Source organism: Alicyclobacillus hesperidum subsp. aegles, from assembly GCF_027923525.1.
In the GTDB taxonomy this organism is placed as follows: Bacteria; Bacillota; Bacilli; order Alicyclobacillales; family Alicyclobacillaceae; genus Alicyclobacillus; species Alicyclobacillus aegles.
Window position 1 is genome coordinate 125,400 of record NZ_BSBJ01000006.1, and the last position, 20,033, is coordinate 145,432.

22 protein-coding genes are annotated in these 20,033 nt (G+C 54.0%); 17 read left to right on the forward strand and 5 right to left on the reverse strand.

What is annotated here, in order from left to right; translation table 11 throughout:
* Positions 1-5: 5 nt before the first annotated feature.
* The 5 genes from recN to merA all read left to right on the forward strand — a co-directional run bounded on the left by recN (position 6) and on the right by merA (position 6,748).
* Positions 6-1,697: a DNA repair protein RecN gene (gene recN / locus QMF38_RS05160; RefSeq protein ID WP_281758847.1), complete on the forward strand. Its 1,692-nt coding sequence runs from the start codon at positions 6-8 to the stop codon at positions 1,695-1,697.
* Between the two features lie 92 nt (positions 1,698-1,789).
* Positions 1,790-3,067 (forward strand): SpoIVB peptidase, encoded by a 1,278-nt coding sequence (gene spoIVB / locus QMF38_RS05165; protein WP_281758848.1) that lies wholly within the window; start codon positions 1,790-1,792, stop codon positions 3,065-3,067.
* Between the two features lie 186 nt (positions 3,068-3,253).
* Positions 3,254-4,051 (forward strand): sporulation transcription factor Spo0A, encoded by a 798-nt coding sequence (gene spo0A, locus QMF38_RS05170; protein WP_058094508.1) that lies wholly within the window; start codon positions 3,254-3,256, stop codon positions 4,049-4,051.
* Between the two features lie 660 nt (positions 4,052-4,711).
* Complete coding sequence (locus QMF38_RS05175) at positions 4,712-5,053, forward strand: ArsR/SmtB family transcription factor (protein WP_281758849.1); 342 nt, start codon at positions 4,712-4,714, stop codon at positions 5,051-5,053.
* Positions 5,054-5,080: 27 nt separating this feature from the next.
* Positions 5,081-6,748 (forward strand): mercury(II) reductase, encoded by a 1,668-nt coding sequence (gene merA / locus QMF38_RS05180; RefSeq protein WP_281758850.1) that lies wholly within the window; start codon positions 5,081-5,083, stop codon positions 6,746-6,748.
* Between the two features lie 181 nt (positions 6,749-6,929).
* Here the strand turns inward: merA and QMF38_RS05185 are convergent, their stop codons facing one another.
* Entirely contained in the window at positions 6,930-7,298 is a 369-nt protein-coding gene (locus QMF38_RS05185) for a hypothetical protein (protein WP_281758851.1), read from the reverse strand.
* A gap of 130 nt (positions 7,299-7,428) precedes the next feature.
* Between QMF38_RS05185 and hemQ the strand changes: the two genes are divergently transcribed.
* From hemQ to QMF38_RS05200, 3 genes are all read left to right on the forward strand, one after another.
* Entirely contained in the window at positions 7,429-8,175 is a 747-nt protein-coding gene (gene hemQ / locus QMF38_RS05190; protein WP_281758852.1) for a hydrogen peroxide-dependent heme synthase, read from the forward strand.
* A 29-nt stretch (positions 8,176-8,204) separates the two neighbouring features.
* Positions 8,205-9,380 (forward strand): amidohydrolase, encoded by a 1,176-nt coding sequence (locus QMF38_RS05195; protein ID WP_281758853.1) that lies wholly within the window; start codon positions 8,205-8,207, stop codon positions 9,378-9,380.
* 118 nt (positions 9,381-9,498) lie between these two features.
* Positions 9,499-9,621 carry a hypothetical protein gene (locus tag QMF38_RS05200; protein WP_269744863.1) on the forward strand — a complete coding sequence of 41 codons (123 nt, stop codon included), beginning with the start codon at positions 9,499-9,501 and terminating at the stop codon, positions 9,619-9,621.
* Between the two features lie 73 nt (positions 9,622-9,694).
* Here QMF38_RS05200 and QMF38_RS05205 read toward each other — a convergent pair whose 3' ends face one another.
* The gene (locus QMF38_RS05205) at positions 9,695-10,546 is read right to left on the reverse strand and encodes a M48 family metallopeptidase (protein ID WP_281758854.1); all 852 of its coding nucleotides are present in this window, start codon (positions 10,544-10,546) and stop codon (positions 9,695-9,697) included.
* On the opposite strand from QMF38_RS05205, the gene QMF38_RS05210 reads away from it, so the two are divergent.
* Complete coding sequence (locus tag QMF38_RS05210) at positions 10,541-11,056, forward strand: hypothetical protein (RefSeq protein ID WP_281758855.1); 516 nt, start codon at positions 10,541-10,543, stop codon at positions 11,054-11,056. The two genes, QMF38_RS05205 and QMF38_RS05210, sit on opposite strands and share 6 nt — an antisense overlap.
* 23 nt (positions 11,057-11,079) lie before the next feature.
* On the opposite strand, the gene QMF38_RS05215 is transcribed toward QMF38_RS05210, so the two are convergent.
* The 3 genes from QMF38_RS05215 to QMF38_RS05225 form a co-directional block, all read right to left on the reverse strand.
* Positions 11,080-11,583: a hypothetical protein gene (locus QMF38_RS05215; RefSeq protein ID WP_281758856.1), complete on the reverse strand. Its 504-nt coding sequence runs from the start codon at positions 11,581-11,583 to the stop codon at positions 11,080-11,082.
* A gap of 19 nt (positions 11,584-11,602) precedes the next feature.
* On the reverse strand, positions 11,603-12,961 hold the full coding sequence (locus QMF38_RS05220; protein WP_281758857.1) for a glycosyl hydrolase family 18 protein: 1,359 nt from the start codon (positions 12,959-12,961) through the stop codon (positions 11,603-11,605).
* 101 nt (positions 12,962-13,062) lie between these two features.
* Positions 13,063-13,737, reverse strand: a complete 675-nt coding sequence (locus tag QMF38_RS05225) for a molybdenum cofactor biosynthesis protein (RefSeq protein WP_281758858.1) — start codon at positions 13,735-13,737, stop codon at positions 13,063-13,065.
* A gap of 51 nt (positions 13,738-13,788) precedes the next feature.
* On the opposite strand from QMF38_RS05225, the gene moaC reads away from it, so the two are divergent.
* From moaC to QMF38_RS05265, 8 genes are all read left to right on the forward strand, one after another.
* Positions 13,789-14,283 carry a cyclic pyranopterin monophosphate synthase MoaC gene (gene moaC, locus QMF38_RS05230; RefSeq protein WP_281758859.1) on the forward strand — a complete coding sequence of 165 codons (495 nt, stop codon included), beginning with the start codon at positions 13,789-13,791 and terminating at the stop codon, positions 14,281-14,283.
* Positions 14,284-14,366: 83 nt separating this feature from the next.
* Positions 14,367-15,290 carry a lipoyl synthase gene (gene lipA / locus QMF38_RS05235; protein ID WP_232302228.1) on the forward strand — a complete coding sequence of 308 codons (924 nt, stop codon included), beginning with the start codon at positions 14,367-14,369 and terminating at the stop codon, positions 15,288-15,290.
* Positions 15,291-15,338: 48 nt separating this feature from the next.
* Positions 15,339-16,031 carry a lipoyl(octanoyl) transferase LipB gene (gene lipB, locus QMF38_RS05240; RefSeq protein ID WP_281758860.1) on the forward strand — a complete coding sequence of 231 codons (693 nt, stop codon included), beginning with the start codon at positions 15,339-15,341 and terminating at the stop codon, positions 16,029-16,031.
* 22 nt (positions 16,032-16,053) lie between these two features.
* Positions 16,054-17,136, forward strand: coding sequence for a M20/M25/M40 family metallo-hydrolase (locus QMF38_RS05245; RefSeq protein WP_281758861.1), 1,083 nt, complete (start codon positions 16,054-16,056; stop codon positions 17,134-17,136).
* 1 nt (position 17,137) lies between these two features.
* The gene (locus QMF38_RS05250) at positions 17,138-17,671 is read left to right on the forward strand and encodes an NUDIX hydrolase (protein WP_281758862.1); all 534 of its coding nucleotides are present in this window, start codon (positions 17,138-17,140) and stop codon (positions 17,669-17,671) included.
* Entirely contained in the window at positions 17,650-18,831 is a 1,182-nt protein-coding gene (locus tag QMF38_RS05255) for an endonuclease Q family protein (RefSeq protein WP_281758863.1), read from the forward strand. Before QMF38_RS05250 ends, QMF38_RS05255 begins: the two co-directional genes overlap by 22 nt.
* Positions 18,832-19,004: 173 nt before the next feature.
* The gene (gene spoIIM, locus QMF38_RS05260; RefSeq protein ID WP_232302226.1) at positions 19,005-19,670 is read left to right on the forward strand and encodes a stage II sporulation protein M; all 666 of its coding nucleotides are present in this window, start codon (positions 19,005-19,007) and stop codon (positions 19,668-19,670) included.
* Complete coding sequence (locus QMF38_RS05265; protein WP_232302225.1) at positions 19,592-20,008, forward strand: RNHCP domain-containing protein; 417 nt, start codon at positions 19,592-19,594, stop codon at positions 20,006-20,008. The genes spoIIM and QMF38_RS05265 overlap by 79 nt, the downstream gene beginning before the upstream one ends.
* Positions 20,009-20,033: the final 25 nt, after the last annotated feature.

Sequence of the window (20,033 nt, forward strand, 5' to 3'; positions counted from 1 at the left end):
AGGAAATGGCATTGCTTATTGAGTTGTATGTTCGCAATTTTGTCCTGATTGACGAATTGCGGCTCACCTTTGGCAAGGGGCTCCATGTCTTCACAGGCGAAACGGGCGCTGGGAAGTCGCTTTTATTCGATGCGACGCGCGCGGTGCTCGGCGCACGGGTGTCTTCTCAAATCGTGCAGGTTGGGGCGGACAATGCGCTGATTGAAGCTGTGTTTGCCGTCGGTCGGAATTCGGCCTGTGAAGAGCTGTTGGAGCAATGGGGAATCGATTATGATGACGTACTCGTGGTCTCGCGCACGGTGTACACAAGCGGTCGCTCCCAGTGCCGGATCAACGGCCGTGCGGCCACTGTGCAGATGTTGCGCCAGGTTGGCCAAACTTTGGTGGAGATGCAAGATCAACACGAATCGGTTGCGTTAGTCACGCCGGTTTATCAGCGGCGTTTGTTGGATCTCTACGGTCGACATGGAGAATTTTTGGATGCGACTGCTTCAGCATATATAGCGTGGCAATCGCTTGTGCGGGAGTTGGCACAAACTCAGGTGACTGAACGGGAGCGGGCGCAACAGATCGACATGTGTCGCTTTCAAATTGAAGAAATTGAAAGAGTGGGCGTTGTCGCCGGAGAGGACGACGAGCTTCGCGAAGAACGACAACGTCTCTTGGCTGCCCAAAAACTTCGAGGGCATGTCGACGTCTTGGCCAACAGCCTGGACGATCCGCGCAGTGGAGCCATTGCGCAGTTGACGATAGCGGAGCAGGAGGCTGCCGAATTGGCTGAACGTGTGCAAGAGTTTGGCCAAATCCACGAATTTATCGTCGCTGCGAAAATCCAGGTTGAAGAGGCTGCGTTTACGGTGAGCCGTTACGCGGGACGTCTAGATGTCGATCCAAGTCGTTTAGCACAGATTGAAGACAGGCTGGCTCAGTTGCGGGGACTGACGCGCAAATATGGGGCTACCGCAGCCGAGATCGCCGAGTACTTGCAACGCATGAAGATGAAGCTTGCTGAGCTCGAATCACATGAACAGCGTCTCGCCACTCTTGAAGAACAAGTGACGGTGATGGAAACCCAGTATATCGAAGCTGCACGCCGATTGCACGATGCGCGTGTCGAGACGGCGAAACGGCTGCAAGTAAGAGTCAACGAGGCGTTACATCGGTTGCAAATGACGGATGCTCAGTGTGAAATTGCTGTTCGTTGGCAGGACAGCGCACGGTCTGAGGATGGTATGGACGACATTCAGTTTCTTTTTCGTGCAAATCGCGGTCAGCCGTTACTCCCACTGCAAAAAGTTGCATCGGGCGGGGAGCTTTCGCGCACGCTATTGGCTGTCAAAGTCGTTGTCGCCGATATCGAGCAAATCGAGACGCTCGTGTTCGACGAGATCGATACGGGTGTGAGCGGTGATGCGGCGCAACGTGTCGCAGAGCTTTTGCGGGAGCTGGGTAGCGACAAACAGGTCTTATGTGTGACGCATTCACCTCAATTGGCCGCCGCGGGGCATGTGCATTTTGAAATTCATAAAGAAGTGGTCGCTAACGCGACTTCGACGCGTGTTCGCCAGCTTGAGGAGCGCGAACGGGCGTTGGAAATCGGGCGACTGCTCGGGGCTGGCGTCTCGGATGAAACGGCAGTGCGCCATGCACGTGCACTATTGGAAAGCTTCCGAAGAGGGACCACCATCGCGAAGTAGGTGGGAGCTTTTTTACGTTATAGATCGGCCCGCCGCGGGCACCTTAGGATTACGCTGCACGAGGTGTCATGTCCAAGGGGAGGGAACGAACCATGGCGGGTTGGTTGCGTGCGCTGAAGTTTGCCGGTTTGATTGCGGTTACACTTGCTTGCTTTGCGCCACCGGTTCGGCACCTGGAAACCTTGCCGACCAATATCGATATGACGACCGACGATGATATCGCAGTACCTCGCACGAGTGGTTTTCGGATCATTCATTCCCCAGAGCAAACGCGTTCTGATTTTTCCCATCCGACATTTGTCGATCTTTCGTCGCAACAGCCTGGTGAAGTCGATATTCAAAATCGTGTATTCGGACTCATACCTTGGCACACGCACGTTCATGTGGAGCAAGCCGAACGGGTGATCGTCGGTGGACAGGCTGTGGGGATCCGTCTGTCGTCCATGGGACCCATTGTTGTCGGGTTTCATCGAACATCCGATGGGTCGTCGCCCGCAGCCAGTGCACACGTGGAAATTGGTGACATGATCCTTTCGGTCGACAAGCACCCCGTCCGTACGGCGACTGAATTGCAACAAGCGATACGCGATAAGCGAGGATCAATTGTATTGACCGTTCAACGCGGCCAACGCAAACGGGATGTTGTTGTACGTTGTCCAGCAACTGCTAACGGATCCCAATTGGGCGTCTATGTTCGAGACAAAACGGTCGGTGTTGGAACCTTGACCTTTTATAATCCGCAAACGGGCGCATTTGCAGCACTGGGACACATGATAAGTGACGTCGACACGGGGCGGCCTATTGTTGGGCAGGGTACAATGTATCCTGCTGTGATTACGGGGGTTCAAGCAGGTAAAATAGGGGAGCCGGGTGAAAAAAAGGGGATGTTTGTACATTCAAGCCGTGAACTGGGCCATATTGCGGAGAACACACCATATGGCATCTTTGGGAAGCTTGATGTCGCGGCTTGCAATGCCACTGGAGGCTTGCGTGAACCTATACCCGTCGCACTACCGACGCAGGTTCACCCGGGACCAGCGGTTATCTATACGGTTTTGCATGGGCAAAAGGTGGAGCCATTTCAAGTCCGAATTGAAAATACATCACGACAGCGCACGCCTTCGACCAAAAGTCTCATTTTGCGAGTGACAGATCCTCGTTTGTTATCCACCGCCGGTGGTATCGTTCAGGGTATGAGTGGCAGTCCCATCGTGCAGGACGGCAAACTCGTCGGAGCCGTGACGCATGTTTTTGTTTCAGACCCTACGCGTGGATACGGTGTGTATGCCTACTGGATGTTGCATCATACTGGGCACGACGAGGAACCTGCTTCGACAGCGCTTACGAGTGGTCCGGCGAAGGCTGTATAAACGACTCGCCTGAAAGCACAATCGTTGTACGACAAGGGCCATCCTGGACGGCCCTTGTCGAATATTGTCGAAAAGCCATATATCGACACGAAAAGTATTACATAGATTTGGCAGGAGTGTACGTTTTGCCGTCGAATCTTTAGACTGACAGATAAGCAGGGAGGGTGTTAATTCGTGTCTTCTCGAATGAAGGTGCTAATTGCGGACGATAATCATGAGTTCGCCGAACTTTTGGGCGAATTCATTTCGGCCCAGCCGGATATGCAAGTTTGTGGTATTGCTTATAACGGAAGCGATGTTCTCAATCTGATTCGCGATACAGAGCCGGATGTATTGGTATTGGACATCATTATGCCAGTTCTTGATGGCATTGGAGCGTTGGAACGACTTTCCGAAGTCACGAGGCGTCCACCGAAAGTTATTATGTTAACTGCATTTGGTCAGGAGACGGTTACGCGGCGAGCTGTCGAGTTGGGCGTCTCGTACTTCATTCTAAAGCCTTTTGATATGCCGCTTTTGGCTGAGCGAATCCGTCAGGTGATGAACGGCAATGCCGCACCTGTGGCAGCTACACAACAAGCTGTAGCCTACAACAGTACGAGTACATATACACCAGCGCCGCCTTCCCGTCGCTCTGTAGATGCGCAAATCACTCAAATTATTCACGAAATTGGGGTCCCAGCGCATATCAAAGGCTATCATTATTTACGGGAAGCTATTGGAATTGTGTATGAAGACGTCGAAATTCTAGGTTCCATCACAAAAATTTTGTACCCTAAAATTGCGGATCGATACAAAACAACCCCCTCTCGTGTTGAAAGGGCCATCCGCCACTCCATCGAGGTCGCTTGGGGGCGTGGCAATATCGATGCCATTCGAAAAGTGTTTGGGTATACCGTGAGCGCTTCCAAGACGAAACCCACCAACTCGGAGTTTATCGCGATGATTGCCGACAAGCTGAGAATGGAGCATAGAGTCGGCTAAACCCGTAGCTGTGAAGAGATGCAGGAAGAATATCGCTGGAACGGGTGCGTTTCCAGACCCCAGATGCCAAAAACCATGTCCGTAGAGATGTGGTTTTTGGCGTTATGCACCTCTGGATAGGTGATCCCCACGCTTTGTGTCCCTTTTTCTTGTTATCCTTCGTGCGTACGAAGTTGAGGAAAATATCCCCTATTCCTCGCGCCACGCTTTCTCGGTGCGCGTCTTCAAGTATTTTGAAAATGTGCTTGATGAAAGCTCGAGTCAATTGACTTAAAAATTACAATACGTCGGTGTTTTCTAGCCGTCGTTCAACACGCATTTTATATATTGTGATATTGTGATATGATGAATGGAGAAGGAGGTGCGCGTTGTGGGGAACAATGTGGAAAAACGTAATGCAAGCGGAACGTGGGCACTCATGGGCATTGCGGTTATCCCAATGCTCTGTTGCGGGTTGTCGACTTTAATAGGAGCGTTGGGGTTCACGGCTGCTGGAGCGGTGTTAGCTGCAAGTCGCTTTTGGATTGCGGGTGGCGTTGTCATTGCAATCGCCATTGTGATGTTTCTTGGATGGCGCAAAAGCAAAAAATTCAGGACAAATTCAAGCTGTACAATCGCTTCCCATGACTTGTCGGAGCGTCACGAAAGGAGTTGAAGGGGATGCCGGAACTCAATACAACATTATCTGACAATGGAGCGCAGATTGAAATTTTTGCAAAGTTTTTTCATGGATTGTCGAATCCGACACGTTTCAGAATCGTGGAGGCCTTGCTTGACCGAGAAATGAACGTGAGTCAACTGGTTGACGCCATTGGAGCGTCCCAAAGCCAGGTGTCCAACCAACTCGCTTGTCTGAAATGGTGTGGCTATGTGACCTCGAGGCAGGAAGGGAAGTACGTCGTGTATCGCATATCCGACGAGCGGGTGCGGATGATTCTGCAACTGGCGAAGGAGATCGTTGCAGACAATGCGGAACACATCCGGTGCTGCACCAGGATGTAACGAAGGCGTTTGATAGGAGTGTTTCTTATGGCGGAGTCACGAAACAGGAAACGAATTCGGCTGGTCGTGAACGGAATGACTTGTGATGACTGTGAACGGCATGTATCCCATGCTCTTCGGACCGTGGGTGCTGAAAATATATCCGCCAGCTATCGCAGAAATGAAGCGACATTTGAACTGGCTGACCTGAATCGTTTAGATGATGCCAGGCAGGCAATTGCCGATACGGGTTACCGACCGGGAGATGCGACCATCTTCAGCGACCCTGATCAGGAAAAAACCAACGACATGGACGACAACTTCGACTTTGATTTGCTCATTATCGGATCTGGTGGCGCGGCGTTTTCGGCTGCCATCGAAGCATCGTCAACCGGTGCAAAAATCGCCATGGTCGAGCGAGGCACGGTGGGCGGGACCTGTGTGAATATCGGATGTGTCCCGTCGAAAAATATGCTTCGGGCAGCAGAAATTCACCAGCTGGCAGCGAGTAACCCATTTCTCGGATTACACACGAGCGCAGGTCCGGTTGACATGAAGACCCTCGTGAACAGAAAGAATGAACTGGTCGAAGACTTGCGCCAGCACAAGTACGTGGATTTGATTGACGAGTACGGATTTGAGTGGATTTCAGGGGAAGCGCACTTCGTCAATGAATCGACCATCGAAGTGAATGGCCGACAGATCACGGCCCGAAGCTTCCTGATCGCAACCGGTGCTTCCCCGTTCGTGCCGAACATTCCGGGTCTTGCCGATGTGGATTACCTGGTCAGCACGACTGCACTTGAACTCCAGGAAGTCCCGAGGCGCCTCATTGTCATTGGCGCCGGATTTATCGGACTGGAAATGGGGAGCTTGTTTCGAAATTTGGGCTCGGAGGTCACATTGCTGCAACGTGGATCTCGTATTTTACCGAAGGCCGAACCAGAAGTTGCGGCTGCCGTGACGCATGCTTTGACAGAGAAAGGAATCCAACTCGTCGCAAATGCCGTCATTCAACGTGTTGAGCAGGATGGGGAACTCAAACGGGTGTTTGTCACTGTGAATGGCACGGAACAAGTGATAGAGGCGGAGGCGCTGCTTGTCGCCACGGGCCGTAAACCGAACACGGAGTCGTTAAACTTGAGCGCAGCGGGCGTAAAGGTCGGTCGTCGTGGCGAAGTCCTGGTGAATGAATATCTGCGCACCAGCAATCATCGTATCTATGCCGCAGGAGACGTGACAATGGGACCGCAATTTGTGTATGTCGCAGCATACGAGGGAGCCATTGCAGCGCAGAATGCGGTTGCTGGTGCCGAGCTGCAAGTGGACCTGAACGTCGTACCTGGTGTGACGTTTACCAGTCCAGCGATTGCGACGGTGGGGCTCACGGAAGAACAGGCGAAATCCGCCGGATATGACGTATTGACGTCCGTACTGCCGCTTGACGCTGTGCCGAGGGCTCTGGTCAACCGGGAGACGACCGGGGTGTTCAAGCTCGTGGCGGACGCCAAGACACGCAGAATCATCGGTGTGCACGCAGTGGCGGAAAATGCGGGAGATGTCATTTATTCAGGCGTGATCGCCGTCAAGTTTGGGCTGACGATCGAAGACCTGCGATCAACCCTTGCTCCGTATCTGACCATGGCGGAGGGATTGAAGCTGGCGGCGCTGACGTTTGACAAGGACGTGTCGAAGTTGTCGTGTTGTGCGGGCTGAACCCCAAATAACGGCAAGCAGGGGATATCAGATCCCCTCTTTGTTGTCGGTGGCAGCGCTCATGCGAAGCGGCGGCTTTCGTCAGGGGAGCATCCACAGACTTTTGCGTATCGAGACTTGTCAGAATCCAGATGGACGCAGGCGGAGCGTGTTGTAGCTCTCCCGGCGAGTCGACGCAAGTTCACGGGCTGTGCAAGGAGACCATTTGACGCTTGCGCTGACGCCATCCTGTCAATAGCGACACAGCGCAGAGAACTGCTGCGACACCGCACCATAGCCACACGGTCACGTCGCCATAAGCTGCCGCCACAGCACTACACCAAAGAAAATTTAACCCATGAAAAATCGCGCCAATCCATAACTTCCACAGGGCGAGCAAACCTGCAACGCAAAAAGCGAGGCCCGCGATGGTTTCGGCGGCACCTGCCGCTGCAAGTTGATCAATGCCGTTCAAGGCCCCTGCTCGTGCGATAATGAGGGCCGAACCCGTGCTGTATACAGCCGTGGCAAATGAAATAGCAAAGACGGTCCATTTCACAGTACGAACCATCATTCTCCCCCCTGCCTGTCCAAACATATAGAACGATATGCTCCGTATCATTTGAACATGCATCTTCGCGCCTTTGGGCCTGTGCTATACCTTGCTATAATGTGGTCACAGGCAAAGGAGGAAGGTCGTTATGGGTGCGCCCAAAACACTGGATGGATGGTATGTTTATCACGACTTTCGGAAGGTTCGTTATGACGTATGGAAGAACACTCCACAGCCCAACTCGGTGCTGCGCACCTATGCGGAGTTTGCAGAAAGTCAGTATGCGCTTCAGCGCGATCGCAAGGGTAGCTTTGGTCAGTTCGTGATTGCTGGTCACAAAGCGGATGTCTTGTTTTTGTATATGCGCCCTTCGCTGGAAGAATTGAACGAGGTGAAGGCGGCTTTTGCGGCAACTCCCATGGCGGACTTGACTGAATCTACATATTCGTACATCTCGGTGGTTGAACTGGGCGGGTACTTGGCGAAGCCTGGTGTAGATATCGAGCAGGACGAAGCCATCCAAGCTCGACTCAAACCGACCATGCCGTCACACCGCCATATTTGTTTTTACCCGATGAACAAACGGCGGATGCATCCGGATAACTGGTATATGCTCGATGAAGACGAACGGCGCAAGTTCTTGCAAGCCCATGGGGCCATTGGTCGGCGCTACGCAGGAATTGTCAAACAGATCATCTGTGGATCGATTGGTCTTGACGATTGGGAGTGGGGTGTGACGCTTTTCGCGGACGATCCGCTGCAATTCAAAAAACTGGTACACGAGATGCGCTTTGACGAGTCGAGCGCGCGCTTTGCAGAATTCGGTCCGTTTTATGTCGGACACCAAGTCGACACAGATGGATTGTGGCAATGGCTCATGAGCGCACGTGCGTAATTCGCTTACGAGAGGGGAACCGGGGAACGATGTCAGAAATCGAACAATGGGTCAAGGCCATTGAGCCAGATTTGGTGCGCTGGCGGCGCCACCTGCACGCGCATCCTGAACTTTCGTTCGAAGAGGTTCAGACGTCACAGTTTGTGTTTGATGCGCTCTCACAATTGCCTGAACTTGAAATTTCTCGTCCCACCGAGACGAGCGTCGTGGCTCGGCTCGTTACGGGTAGGCCGGGCAAGGTGCTCGCGTTGCGGGCCGACATGGATGCACTTCCGATTACGGAGGAAACGGGGCTCTCGTTTGCGTCGCAAAATCCAGGTGTGATGCACGCCTGCGGCCATGACGGGCATACCGCCATGTTGCTCGGTGCCGCAAAGGTTCTACACGACCGGCGAGATTTATTAAGCGGCGAAATTCGCTTCATATTTCAACATGCCGAAGAATTGAATCCAGGCGGCGCGCAGGAACTTGTCGACAAGGGTGTTTTGGATGGCGTGGACGCGGTTGTCGGACAACACTTGTGGCAAGAGCTTGCGAGTTGCCGCATCGGGGTGCGTGAAGGCGCATTGATGGCTTCGCCAGACACTTTCTACATCACGATTGTCGGGCGCGGCGGCCATGCGGCGCAACCGCATTTGAATGTCGATCCGATAGCCATCGCCGCACAAGTCGTCGTCAACCTGCAACACATCGCAAGCCGGATGATCGATCCGCTTGAACCATTCGTATTGAGCGTGACGAAGTTCATCGGGGGCACTGCCGACAACGTCATTCCCAATTCCGTGGAATTGGCTGGAACGGTGCGCACCTTTCGAGAAGAACGACGCGATCTTGCGGCGCGCTGGATGGAGGACATCATTCGTGGCATCACGTCCGCGCATGGGGCGAGTTACACGTTTCACTACGACAAAGGCTATCGCCCAGTAAACAATGATCCAGAACTTACGCGTTTTGTTCGCGATGTACTGCAAGCTGAGTTGGGCAATCTGGTGACCGAAGCCGTGCCGACCATGGGTGGCGAGGATTTTTCAGCTTATCAAACGGCGGCTCCCGGTACCTTCTTTTTCACCGGAATTCGGCCTGTAGCCAAGGACGCGTTTCCTCACCATCACCCGCGTTTTGATATTGATGAAGATGCGCTTGCTGTCGGCTGTCGGGCGTTTGTCGCCATCGCTTTACAGTTTCTTAAGAACGAAACCGTGTAACAGGATACGGCGTTCTACGCTATGCCAAGGCAAGGCGGATTTGACAAGGGCGGCTGTCACTTGCGGGGCAATCGAGCCCCTCATACACTACACCAGAATTGAGCGAGGGGGTGTAGTGATGTACGGAGTGTTTGGCGGTTACACCCGCTGGGCGGTTGTGTTCCTCATCATCTTCGTCCTGTTCATCTTGTTGGTTCCTTATGGTACCACCACAACCTGCACCACGACCCCGGTGTATTAATGCATGGTGGCTCAGAAAACGGTCCGACTCGAAAGGCGGACCGTTTTCTACCATAGTGGAATGTGGCGCCTGTTCAGAATTGCACCCAACCATCCGCTCGTAGCCGAAACAAATCATCGCCATACTGCTTTAACCAATTACGTGCTTCTTGCCAATTAGGCAGGATCGATTCGACGATGGACCAAAAGCGCGCACTGTGATTCATCTCGCGCAAGTGTGCCAGTTCGTGGATGATAACGTAGTCACAAATCCATTCCGGCGCCTGTATAAGCCGCCAATTCAATTGGATATTACGCTTGCTTGAACAACTCCCCCATCTACTCTTTTGCTCTCTGACGCGCACATTGTCCGGCAGGAGTCCGTGTGCATTTGCCAATTCCCAGGCTCGCTTCGGCAAAACTTCCGCCGCCATCTGCTTGATCAAAGTATATAGCACCTCGTGTTGAGACGAGGGTGGCGCCTCTGGTACATAAATGCATCTGTGAAGTGAATCTGGACCAACGATTCGTCCAGCTAGGCGGATGGACCATGGCATGCCGAGCAAGCAGATGCTGTCGCCGGGGACAAGAGGGCGGATGTGAAGCAAGGATGACGCTTGCTGCCGTGCCAGAACCCACTCGCAGTTGCGTTCAATCGCACTTTGAATGGTTGCCTCCGGTGTTCCCCGCGGCGCACTGACGCACAGTATGCCATCCTGCCACCGCAGAATGATACGCACCTGGTGTGGTCGTGGTGGGATCATTTTATACGGGATGATGCCACCGTTTAGCCTAATTTGGTGGATTTGATCGCCGTCTTGTCGCTCGTTTCCTTGGATTTTGCGCTTGTCCATAGACACATTGTAACGCACGGGCATAACCGTGTCGCTGGGAAGCAGACTACATGATAGTCCATCCAGTCCAAGATTGGAGGTTTGGCCATGCATCGGCTAACATCTGTGGCTGTCGCTGTTTTCTCTGCTACATGGCTTCTGACCGGCTGCGGTGATGAAAATCGGCCAGCGAACCAAGCTGCTCTTGCCCAACAAGCTCTGCCCAGCGCGATCGCCGATCCGCCCAACAAGGTGGATCTCCCGCATTATCAGGCACGTAATCCGCACTTTGACGTCATGACGAAAGACGGCAACATCGTCATTCGGTCGGACGATCACGGTTGGAACGGGCACACAATTGACGTTTATTACGCACCGCCAGAGGCTGTTATGATCCACGACGGCGACTATGTGCTGCGCGACACAACGCACTTGCAGCGTATTGCTTCGGTTCCGCTTAAAGGCAATCAGACTTGGGTGGCCGTATGGAACGTAAAGGGTCATACATTGCCGCGGGAATTTTACTTGCTTGCAAAAACGAACGTCGGACAGGCCAATATCGAACATGTGCTTTGGATGAACCAACGGTATATCGAGGGAGGCGCGGAATCGCGCGTGCAGTGATGAACTCTTACGGGCATTTGTCGTCAGCGAAATCGCTGCCAGTGTCCCCAAAGCCCCTGAAAAGCTATGCCGCCTGCGATGGCCATCAGCAAGGATACTGCCGTTTTGAGCGCAGTATAGCGGATCCCAAAAAACGGCAGTTCTGCTGGCAGGCGGCTAAGTGATACTAACTGCCACGACGTCACGAATGCGAAGACGGCACCAGGTGCGGCGTCCGCTGCCAACAGTCCAGCAGCAAGTGGATACACGGCAAAGCGGGATCCAGTGCCGACAAGCCCCAAAAAGGCCGCTAATGTGATACCGATCACACCAGATTTAGGTCCCAGCCAGAGGGCGATTGCGGCCGGATCGAAAAGCTGTGCTATGAGGCCAGCGGCAAACATGGACACTAGGATCCACGGTACCGCTTGCATCAACATCTCCATGGCCTCATGCCAACCTTCGGCGGCTAGTTCTGGGCGCGTCCATGCGCAAATCGCGTACCCTGCAACCGTCACAGCTGTGAGGCCGATCAGCGTTTTATCCATGCGCATCTCCCCCTCGACATCAACCGGCGTCGTGTTTCGTTTGAACGCCTTCTGTGCGTAAGGAGTGAACCGTCGCTGTCCAAGTGCTTGGATCTGACCATGCAAGCGACCATACCGCGACGCCAGCAAGTCCATTTTGTGTCACGAGCGACAAGGTATCCTGATAGGTGTTGGCCGTTGGATACCATACCTCTGTATAACCGTCTGCATCTGGGAATTTTGTGTACATGAGATCGAGTTTCGGGTCCCATACGCCTAAAGGCGCCTTGTCCTGATGCAGGATATCGGTGACCGCTCCTGCACTGACCGCTGAACTCGTGACGCTCCCATCGCTGTGCACGTACCAGAAACGCGTGTAAAATGGCATACCCAAAATCAGCTTATCAGTCGGTACGCCCGTGTCGAGTAAATCGTTGACGCCTGCCGTCACCCATGGCAGATCGGCGACAGGGCCGGGATCGGGGTCTGTGCTCCAGTGTTCGTCGTACGCCATTAAGACAATTTCATCGGCATTGTCAGCCAACCCCGCATGGAAAAACGCGAGACTGTCGTCTAGTGGAACGATGTCAGGCGAAATATCGACCGAGAGATTGACATGGATGGGGGAGAGCGCGCGGTGCAAATTCCCGATAAATTGCGTGAACAGGTTCCGATCCGCCGCCGCCAAATTTTCAAAATCGATGTTGATACCATCCAAGTGATAGAGTTTGGATTGATATACCAATTCATCGACTAGGTTTGACTCCGCTTTGGGATTGGCCAAAACCTCGTGCGTCAAGGTCGCGGAAAATTGATTGTCAACCATCACCCAGACCTTGATGTTATGTTGGTGAGCGTACTCGATCACGGACGGCAGTACGCTACCGCTTAAATTTCCAGAGGCATCCTGAAGATGCAGCCATCCGGGACTCACGACGTTCATCCCAGGATTATCGGCCATGAGCTGAATGCAAGAACTGCTTGACGTCGACGGCAGCCAGCCAAGGACAATGTCCTGGGGGTTGTTGGCGATAGTCGTGATCGACTGGAACAACGACGTCTGTGCGCCGCTATTCTGGACAGCTTGTGCGCTTGTTTCAGGCAGTAAGGAGGTCAACATCTTAAGGGGGTCAGAAAACGGCAGTCGGACATGGGCCGCGACAGCCGACGCGATGGACTGCGTCTGTGTCGTGGACTGTCCTTGATAGTCTGCCGTTCCATAGAGTTGGTTTAATTCGATATTCGACAGCTCGTCCGCTTCGGAGGTGGCGATTTGCTCCATCCCGGACTTGCCAAGGAAGGCCCATACCGTACACGTGCAACCCACCAAGAGGAGCAGGAGTGCGGCGGAAGCGGCAATGAACTGCGAGACGACGTTGCGAAGCGTGGTACGATCCATGGCCACACACCTCTCTATTGACATTCCTGTGAGAGTCTATGACCGGATTGCCCCGTTTAGAAGAATAAACGCAACGTGCTAGAATAAACGATGGGTTGCCATTATGGATTCGCCCGCCAAGCGGTTGACCCGTCTGCGAAGAACTCTTTTTTCCAAATGGCAGCTTCGCGCTTAAGGCGTTCAATCAGCATGTTCGCCGCCTCAAAGGCAGCGGCGCGATGCGGCGAGGATGCCCCACAGATGACGGCGATGTCGGTGGGCACGAGCTTTCCAATCCGGTGCCATTGCAGCGTTTGAATACCCGGGAAACGCCGCTCCACATCGCTTTGAATGGCCGCCAACTGTTTGTACACCATCGCCGGATACGCTTCGTAGAACAGGTGATCTGTGTGTCGCTGGCCGGTCCATTCGCGAACGGTTCCGACAAACAATACTGTTCCACCATGCTTTGGGTTTTCTAAAAGTTTATACGCTTCCTCGACGACGAGCGGCTGTTCACTAACCCGCAGCCACGGTGTCTCATTTTCGACTTCACCGCCGCCAACAGGCGGGATGAAGGCGATCTCGTCGGTCGGGCGAAATGTGTCAGCCGGCCGTGCCAGCGCGTGGTTTTTCGCGACGAGCACGTTCGCCAGCGCATCCTCCAGTTGTGGATACCGGCTTGCAACCAAACTGGCCAGTTCACCAGCTGGTAGCCCGTCTGGCACATCGATGCGAATTTTGTCTTGTCCCATGATTTCCTTTAAATTTGCAAACAGGCGAATTTCGATCTGCATGTCGGATCACCTCGTGCCAGTCGTACAATTGGACAACAGGAGCGATGTCATGTGTCGGAGCAAAGCTTGAACCACTTTACACAGGACGGCCGACCACACATGGTCGATGTCAGCGAGAAGGCCATCACCAAGCGTACAGCTGTCGCCGAATCACTGGTGCGCATGCGAAAAGCGACGCGCGACGCTATTGTACACCAAGCAATGCGCAAAGGCGATGTCCTAGCGATTGCAGAATTAGCTGGGATTATGGCGGCTAAAAAGACGTCCGATCTTATTCCCTTATGCCATCCTGTGCCCTTGCACCACGTTGTGGTCGATATGGACTTCGAGGAGCGAGATCACCCAGATTATGCCTGGTTGCGCATCGAGGCGCAGGTCGACACCGCGCACCAGACGGGTGTCGAGATGGAGGCGCTCACCGCCTGTGCCGTCGCAGCGCTCACAGTCTACGATATGTGCAAGAAAACCGATCGCGCCATCGAGATTGAACATACGCGCTTGGTCTATAAGAGTGGGGGCGAAAGTGGCACCTTTGAGCGCCGCTAGAAGCTCGAGTTCGCAAGCGGTACAATAGAGGGAGGACGAAAGCGGGGGTGCCGCTTTTGATCTCACAAGTTGGGATGATGAAAATGAGTGAATCGACGATTGGGGCGAAGGAAGAGCGGGCCCAAAAGATAGAGGAACAGCGGAAAAACCGCCCTGAATGGCTTAAGGTGACCGCGAAAACAGGCAAAAACTATACGGCGCTCAAGGACATCATGCGCACGCAGTCACTGCATACGGTCTGCGAAGAGGCTCATTGTCCAAATATTTTTGAGTGCTGGGAGCAAAGAACAGCTACGTTCATGATCCTCGGCGATATTTGCACGCGCGCCTGCAGGTTTTGCGCCGTGCACACGGGACGACCGACGGAACTCGATTTACGGGAACCCAAGCGGGTCGCTGAAGCAGTGGTCGCCATGGGTCTTGAACACGTCGTCATCACGAGTGTTGCCCGGGACGATCTCGCCGATGGCGGCGCGTCAATGTTCGCTGCGACGATTCGCGAAGTCCGTAAACAAGTGCCAAGTTGCAGCGTCGAGGTGTTAATTCCTGATTTCGATGGCAATTGGGACGCATTGCGGCTCGTCATGGACGCTGAGCCAGACATTTTAAATCACAACGTGGAGACAGTTCGCCGTCTGTCCGACAGCGTCCGTTCGCGCGCGAAGTATGATCGCACGCTGGAACTTTTGCGCCGTGCCAAGGAGATGAAACCCGATATTCCAACCAAGTCGAGTATCATGGTTGGCGTCGGCGAAACCATGGACGAGATCTATGCGACCATGGACGATCTTCGTGCTGTCGACGTCGATATCTTGACCATTGGACAATATTTACAGCCGACGGAAAAGCATTTAGTCGTTGAACGGTTTTATACGCCGACCGAATTCTTGAGGCTGCGCGGCGAAGGCTTGAAGCGTGGCTTTCGACACGTCGAGTCAGGACCTATGGTGCGCAGTTCTTACCACGCCAAAGAGCAAGTGCCAGCAGGTGCACGAAAAGTGCGCTGACGCGGCGAAATGGTTTGCTAGCGGATTTTCATTCTGGAGGTCATAGACATGGCAGTTGCGCTTGATTGGCAGTCGCTCGGCGAGATCGACTACGATAGGGCATTGCAATTGCAATTGGCTCGCGTCGACGCACTTCTTGCCGGCATAGATGAGCGACAGACCGTGTTCGCGTTGGAGCATCCGCGGACCATCACCATCGGCCGCAACGGCACGCGCGATCACATTCTGTTGCCGGCTGAAGTGCTTGAGCGTCGGGGCTTCGTCGTGCGCGAGGTCGACCGCGGCGGTGATGTGACATATCACGGGCCTGGACAGCTAGTCTTGTATCCGATCCTTCACCTTGCTCCATGGGAAAACGATGTGGCCAAATTTGTTCGCAACTTGGAGGAGTTCGTGATCCGTGCTTTGGCAAACGTCGGCATCACGGGTACTCGCGTCGGCGATTTACCAGGCGTATGGGTTGGCGACGACAAGATTTGCGCTGTAGGTGCGCGCGTCAAACGGCGCCCGAGTGGGGAGTTCGTCACTTACCACGGCATTGCACTCAACGTCAATACACAGTTGGCCGACTTTGGCGCGATCATCCCTTGTGGTATTCAAGATCGCGGCGTGACATCGGTTGCAAAGGTATTGGGTCAGGCACAATCCATGCCATTTTGGGAGAAGGCCCTCTGTGATGCATTTTGTGATGTGTTTGACTGTGCGCCGACCCATTCCGAGATGAGCCATGCGGACGTGTGAGTCAAGCGAGGGGCGGGAGGGCGTGATCGAACTTTTTTTCGATCTCGTCGCCATCCCCAGCCCTTCGTTTCAGGAAGGGGCAATCGTTGACGCATGCAGAACTTGGCTCGAACACTTCGGGTGCGAGGTAGAAATCGACAACGCCAATGAGCAATTCGGTGGGCAAACCGGAAATCTATGGGCGTCTATGCCTGGTAGAGCCGGCATGCCCGCCGTTTTATTGTGTGCACATCTGGACACGGTAAGTGCAGCGACGGGAGTCCTGCCCTATATGGATCGTCAAGGCATGATTCGCAGTCGAACCGGATCCCAGCTAGGGGCTGATGATAAGGCAGGAGTTGCCGCCATTCTCGCATCCATTCGCCGTTTGCACGAAGAACACTTGCCGCATGGGGATATTCAGATCCTTATGACCGTCGGCGAAGAGGCAGGGCTTTATGGTGTGCGGGCACTTGACCCGAGTGCTCTGTACGCCAAGCGAGCACTGGTACTGGACTGTCATGGTCCGGTGGGGTCCGTCGTGCTATCTGGAGCCGGTCTCGTTCGCCTGACCTGCACGCTAGGCTTGCCGACTGGCGGGGGTGTGCCACGAGTTGGGCTGGTGCAGGCGGCTACGCATGCCATCGCGGCCATGCGCCAGCCACAGCTTGGCGGTGCGACAATCGAAATCGATTCGTTTCAACCGCTCGAACATGGGATACAGGTTGTGGGGAGGGTGGTATCAAGCGAAGCTCTTGGACTCGCTGAGGCTGCCCGCATCGCGTCGGATAGGTTTCAGCAGACAGCAATTTTATGCGGATATGACGCTCAAGTTGAGCGGGAACTGTTGTACCCACCCTATGCCATCGCGCGCGACGGAGGTTGGTATCGTGCAGTGTCTTCTGCGATCCGCGATTGCGGCCTCGCATGTCAAGAACTTCATGTGATGCATGGCAGTGACGCGAATTGGTTATCCACACTTGGCGTGGAAGCCTTGAACCTAGGCACCGGTTATGAAGGCGAGCACTCGGAGGACGAGCGCATCAGCGTAAACAGTCTGTACCAGTTGGAGCATCTGATTGTTAAGATTTGCAGCGGACTCGGTATAGACGAGGAGGGAATGTGACGTGATTCATCACGAAGAGACGATTGGCGAGGAATCTTTGTTTACCGGACGCATGATCCAACTGAAGCGTTTGACAGTGAAACTACCCAACGGTTCGACCAGTACTCGGGAAGTGGTCGTTCATCCAGGTGCGGTGGCGGTGTTGGCTGAGGTCAAACCCGGCTCCATCGTGCTCGTGCAGCAATATCGCAAGCCGTGTGAAAAGACCTTATGGGAAATCCCCGCGGGCAAGTTGGAACCGGGTGAAGCACCGGAACAAGCTGCACTGCGGGAGTTGGCGGAAGAGACGGGTTATGTAGCGAAGGACGTGCAATTGGTACACCGTTTTTTCACAGCTCCTGGATTTACAAACGAGCGCCTGCACGTGTACTTCACGAGTGTTGTAGAAGCGGGTGAAGTCCATCCGGACGCAGATGAATTCGTCGAAGCGCGCCTGTTTACGAGGGATGAAGTCGAGCGAATGCTCGAAAATGGTGAAATCGAAGATGCGAAAACGCTGGTGGCGCTTTACTGGTGGCGCCAGAACGGCCGATGAAGACCTACTTTGCAGACTTCCACATTCACGTAGGGCGCGCAAAAGATCGGCCTGTGAAAATTGCCGCTGGGAAGAATCTCACGCTCACGAACTTGCTGGAGCATGCACAAAAGGTCAAGGGGCTTGACATTGTCGGCGTGATCGACGGCGTGTGTGACCCAGTGTTGGCCGAACTCGACGAGTTGGTCGCCGCAGGCGAGCTCGCCGAGTTGCCGGACGGGGGGCTGCTATACCGGGATCGACTGCTGGTCATCGCTGGGGCGGAGGTCGAGTTAAAGGGGCCGAGGGGACGTGCCGCTCACTTTGGTTGCTGGTTTCCCAACCTGGCTGCGGCACACGATTTTAATGCGTGGTTAAAGACGGTGCAAAAGAACACATCCTTGTCGTCCCAGCTTGCCCGGACCAGTCCTTTTGCGCTAAGTCAGGAGACGCATGAGCGCGGCGGGCTGCTTGTCATCCATCACGCGTTCACGCCATTTAAAGGTATTCTCGGCGCCGCTGTCGATCGCGTCTCCGACTTTATCGATCTCGGTGCCATCGATGCGTTGGAACTCGGCCTTTCGGCGGATACCTCAATGGCGGATCGCATTGAGCAAATTCAGCCTTTCACGTACCTTTCCAATTCGGACGCACACGGTCTCGATACCATCGCTCGCGAATGCAATCGCGTTCGTCTCGACCACGTGTCGTTCGCCGAGGTGCGTCGCCTTCTCGCACGTCAGGATGGTAGGGAGATTGTCGAAAATATCGGTCTGCATCCGGTTCACGGCAAGTATTATCAGACACGTTGCCGGCGCTGTGGCGAGATCGCAGGGGATGGCCGCGTGTGCAGTTGCGGCACGGATCGCAACATCGTTACCGGCGTGTCGGATCGAATCGACGCTCTGGCCGATTTTGATGAACCACAACACCCAGAGTGGCGGCCACCGTATCGCCACATAGTGCCATTGCTAGACATCCCCGGGGTTGGACCGAAGGCGTATCGCTCACTTGTCGATGCGTTTGGCAGCGAATTAGCGTTGCTCCGCGAAAATGTCGCCAAACAAGATGTGCAACAGGTCGTCGGGGAAGCGCTCGGCGAACGCGTGTTTCAGACGTTGCAGGGGCATGTCTCGTTTGCTGTTGGCGGGGCAGGCACTTATGGCAAAGTGCTAGTGTGAGGGGGGCATCCCCCTTTTTCGCGGAATCTTGTACTCCATCATGTCAACTCAATTTCGAAGTCTAGCGGCGATGTTCGTTTCATAGAATCCTGATGAGAGGTGGCTGAGGTACCACCTTTCGCATAAACGGCTTGTCAGGTCAGGCAGCCGAGGCCGAATTTGGGGGATGGAACGTGAGATCGACCGCATTCGTACCACAACGACGCCGCTGGGATCTACTCACGCATACGATCCGCCGCCAGTTGCGCGCACAGGTCGGAAAACATGCGCACACATGGTCGTTTTTGCTTGGTATTGCCGTTTGCGGACTGGTGTTTGGCGCAATTGTTGCGGGGCAGCTGGGGCAGGCGGACAAATTGGTTTTGGGCAATGCCTTGGAGCAGCTTTTTATCGCGCTCGCGCATCATCAGGTGGCTTCTGGCAGCGAGGTGTGGGCACAGCGAGCATTATCTGACGCAGAACTCATCGGTTGCATTTGGCTGTTTGGCGTCTCGGTCATCGGTATTCCATTCATCGTGGGTGCCGTGTTCCTCAAATCGTTCACGGTAGGCTTCGGTGTCGCCTATACCACGCTTCAGTTCGGATGGAAAGGATTTGTCGTAGCCTCCATCGGGATTTTTGCACATCAGTTGATCATCCTGTTCACGCTGTTCATCGCGAGTGCCACTGCCATCCGCTTTTCATACCAATTGGTGATGCAAGCAGTGCCGGTGTCTCGTCTCACCGTGCAGTTTTTGCGATATACTGGTACATTTTTGTTATGCAGCGGCGGAATCATGTTGGGTGCGTCGATTCAGGCTTTCATGGTTCCCGCTTTGCTGACTCAACTCATTGGGTGAGGTTTTGGTTCTTGTCTCGTTTCACGCATCGCAATGAATCGTTTACCTGTATAAACTGTGGGCTTCAAGTCGAGCCCAGCGAAAGGACATGCCGCAATCACTGCCCACATTGCCTATACTCTGTGCATCTCGACGTCTTTCCGGGTGACAGACAGGCAAACTGTGGCGGCATCATGGAACCTTTGCGAATAGAGTACAATTCGCGCAAAGGGTATCAAATCGTCCATCGTTGCCAGCGATGTGGACACGAATCGCGCAACATTGTACTTCAAGATGTGGCGGTTCAACCAGATGAGCAAGAGGCTCTTTATGAATTGATGAAACATCCAAAGGCGTGATCGTTTTCCGGCTCGAATGGTTGTT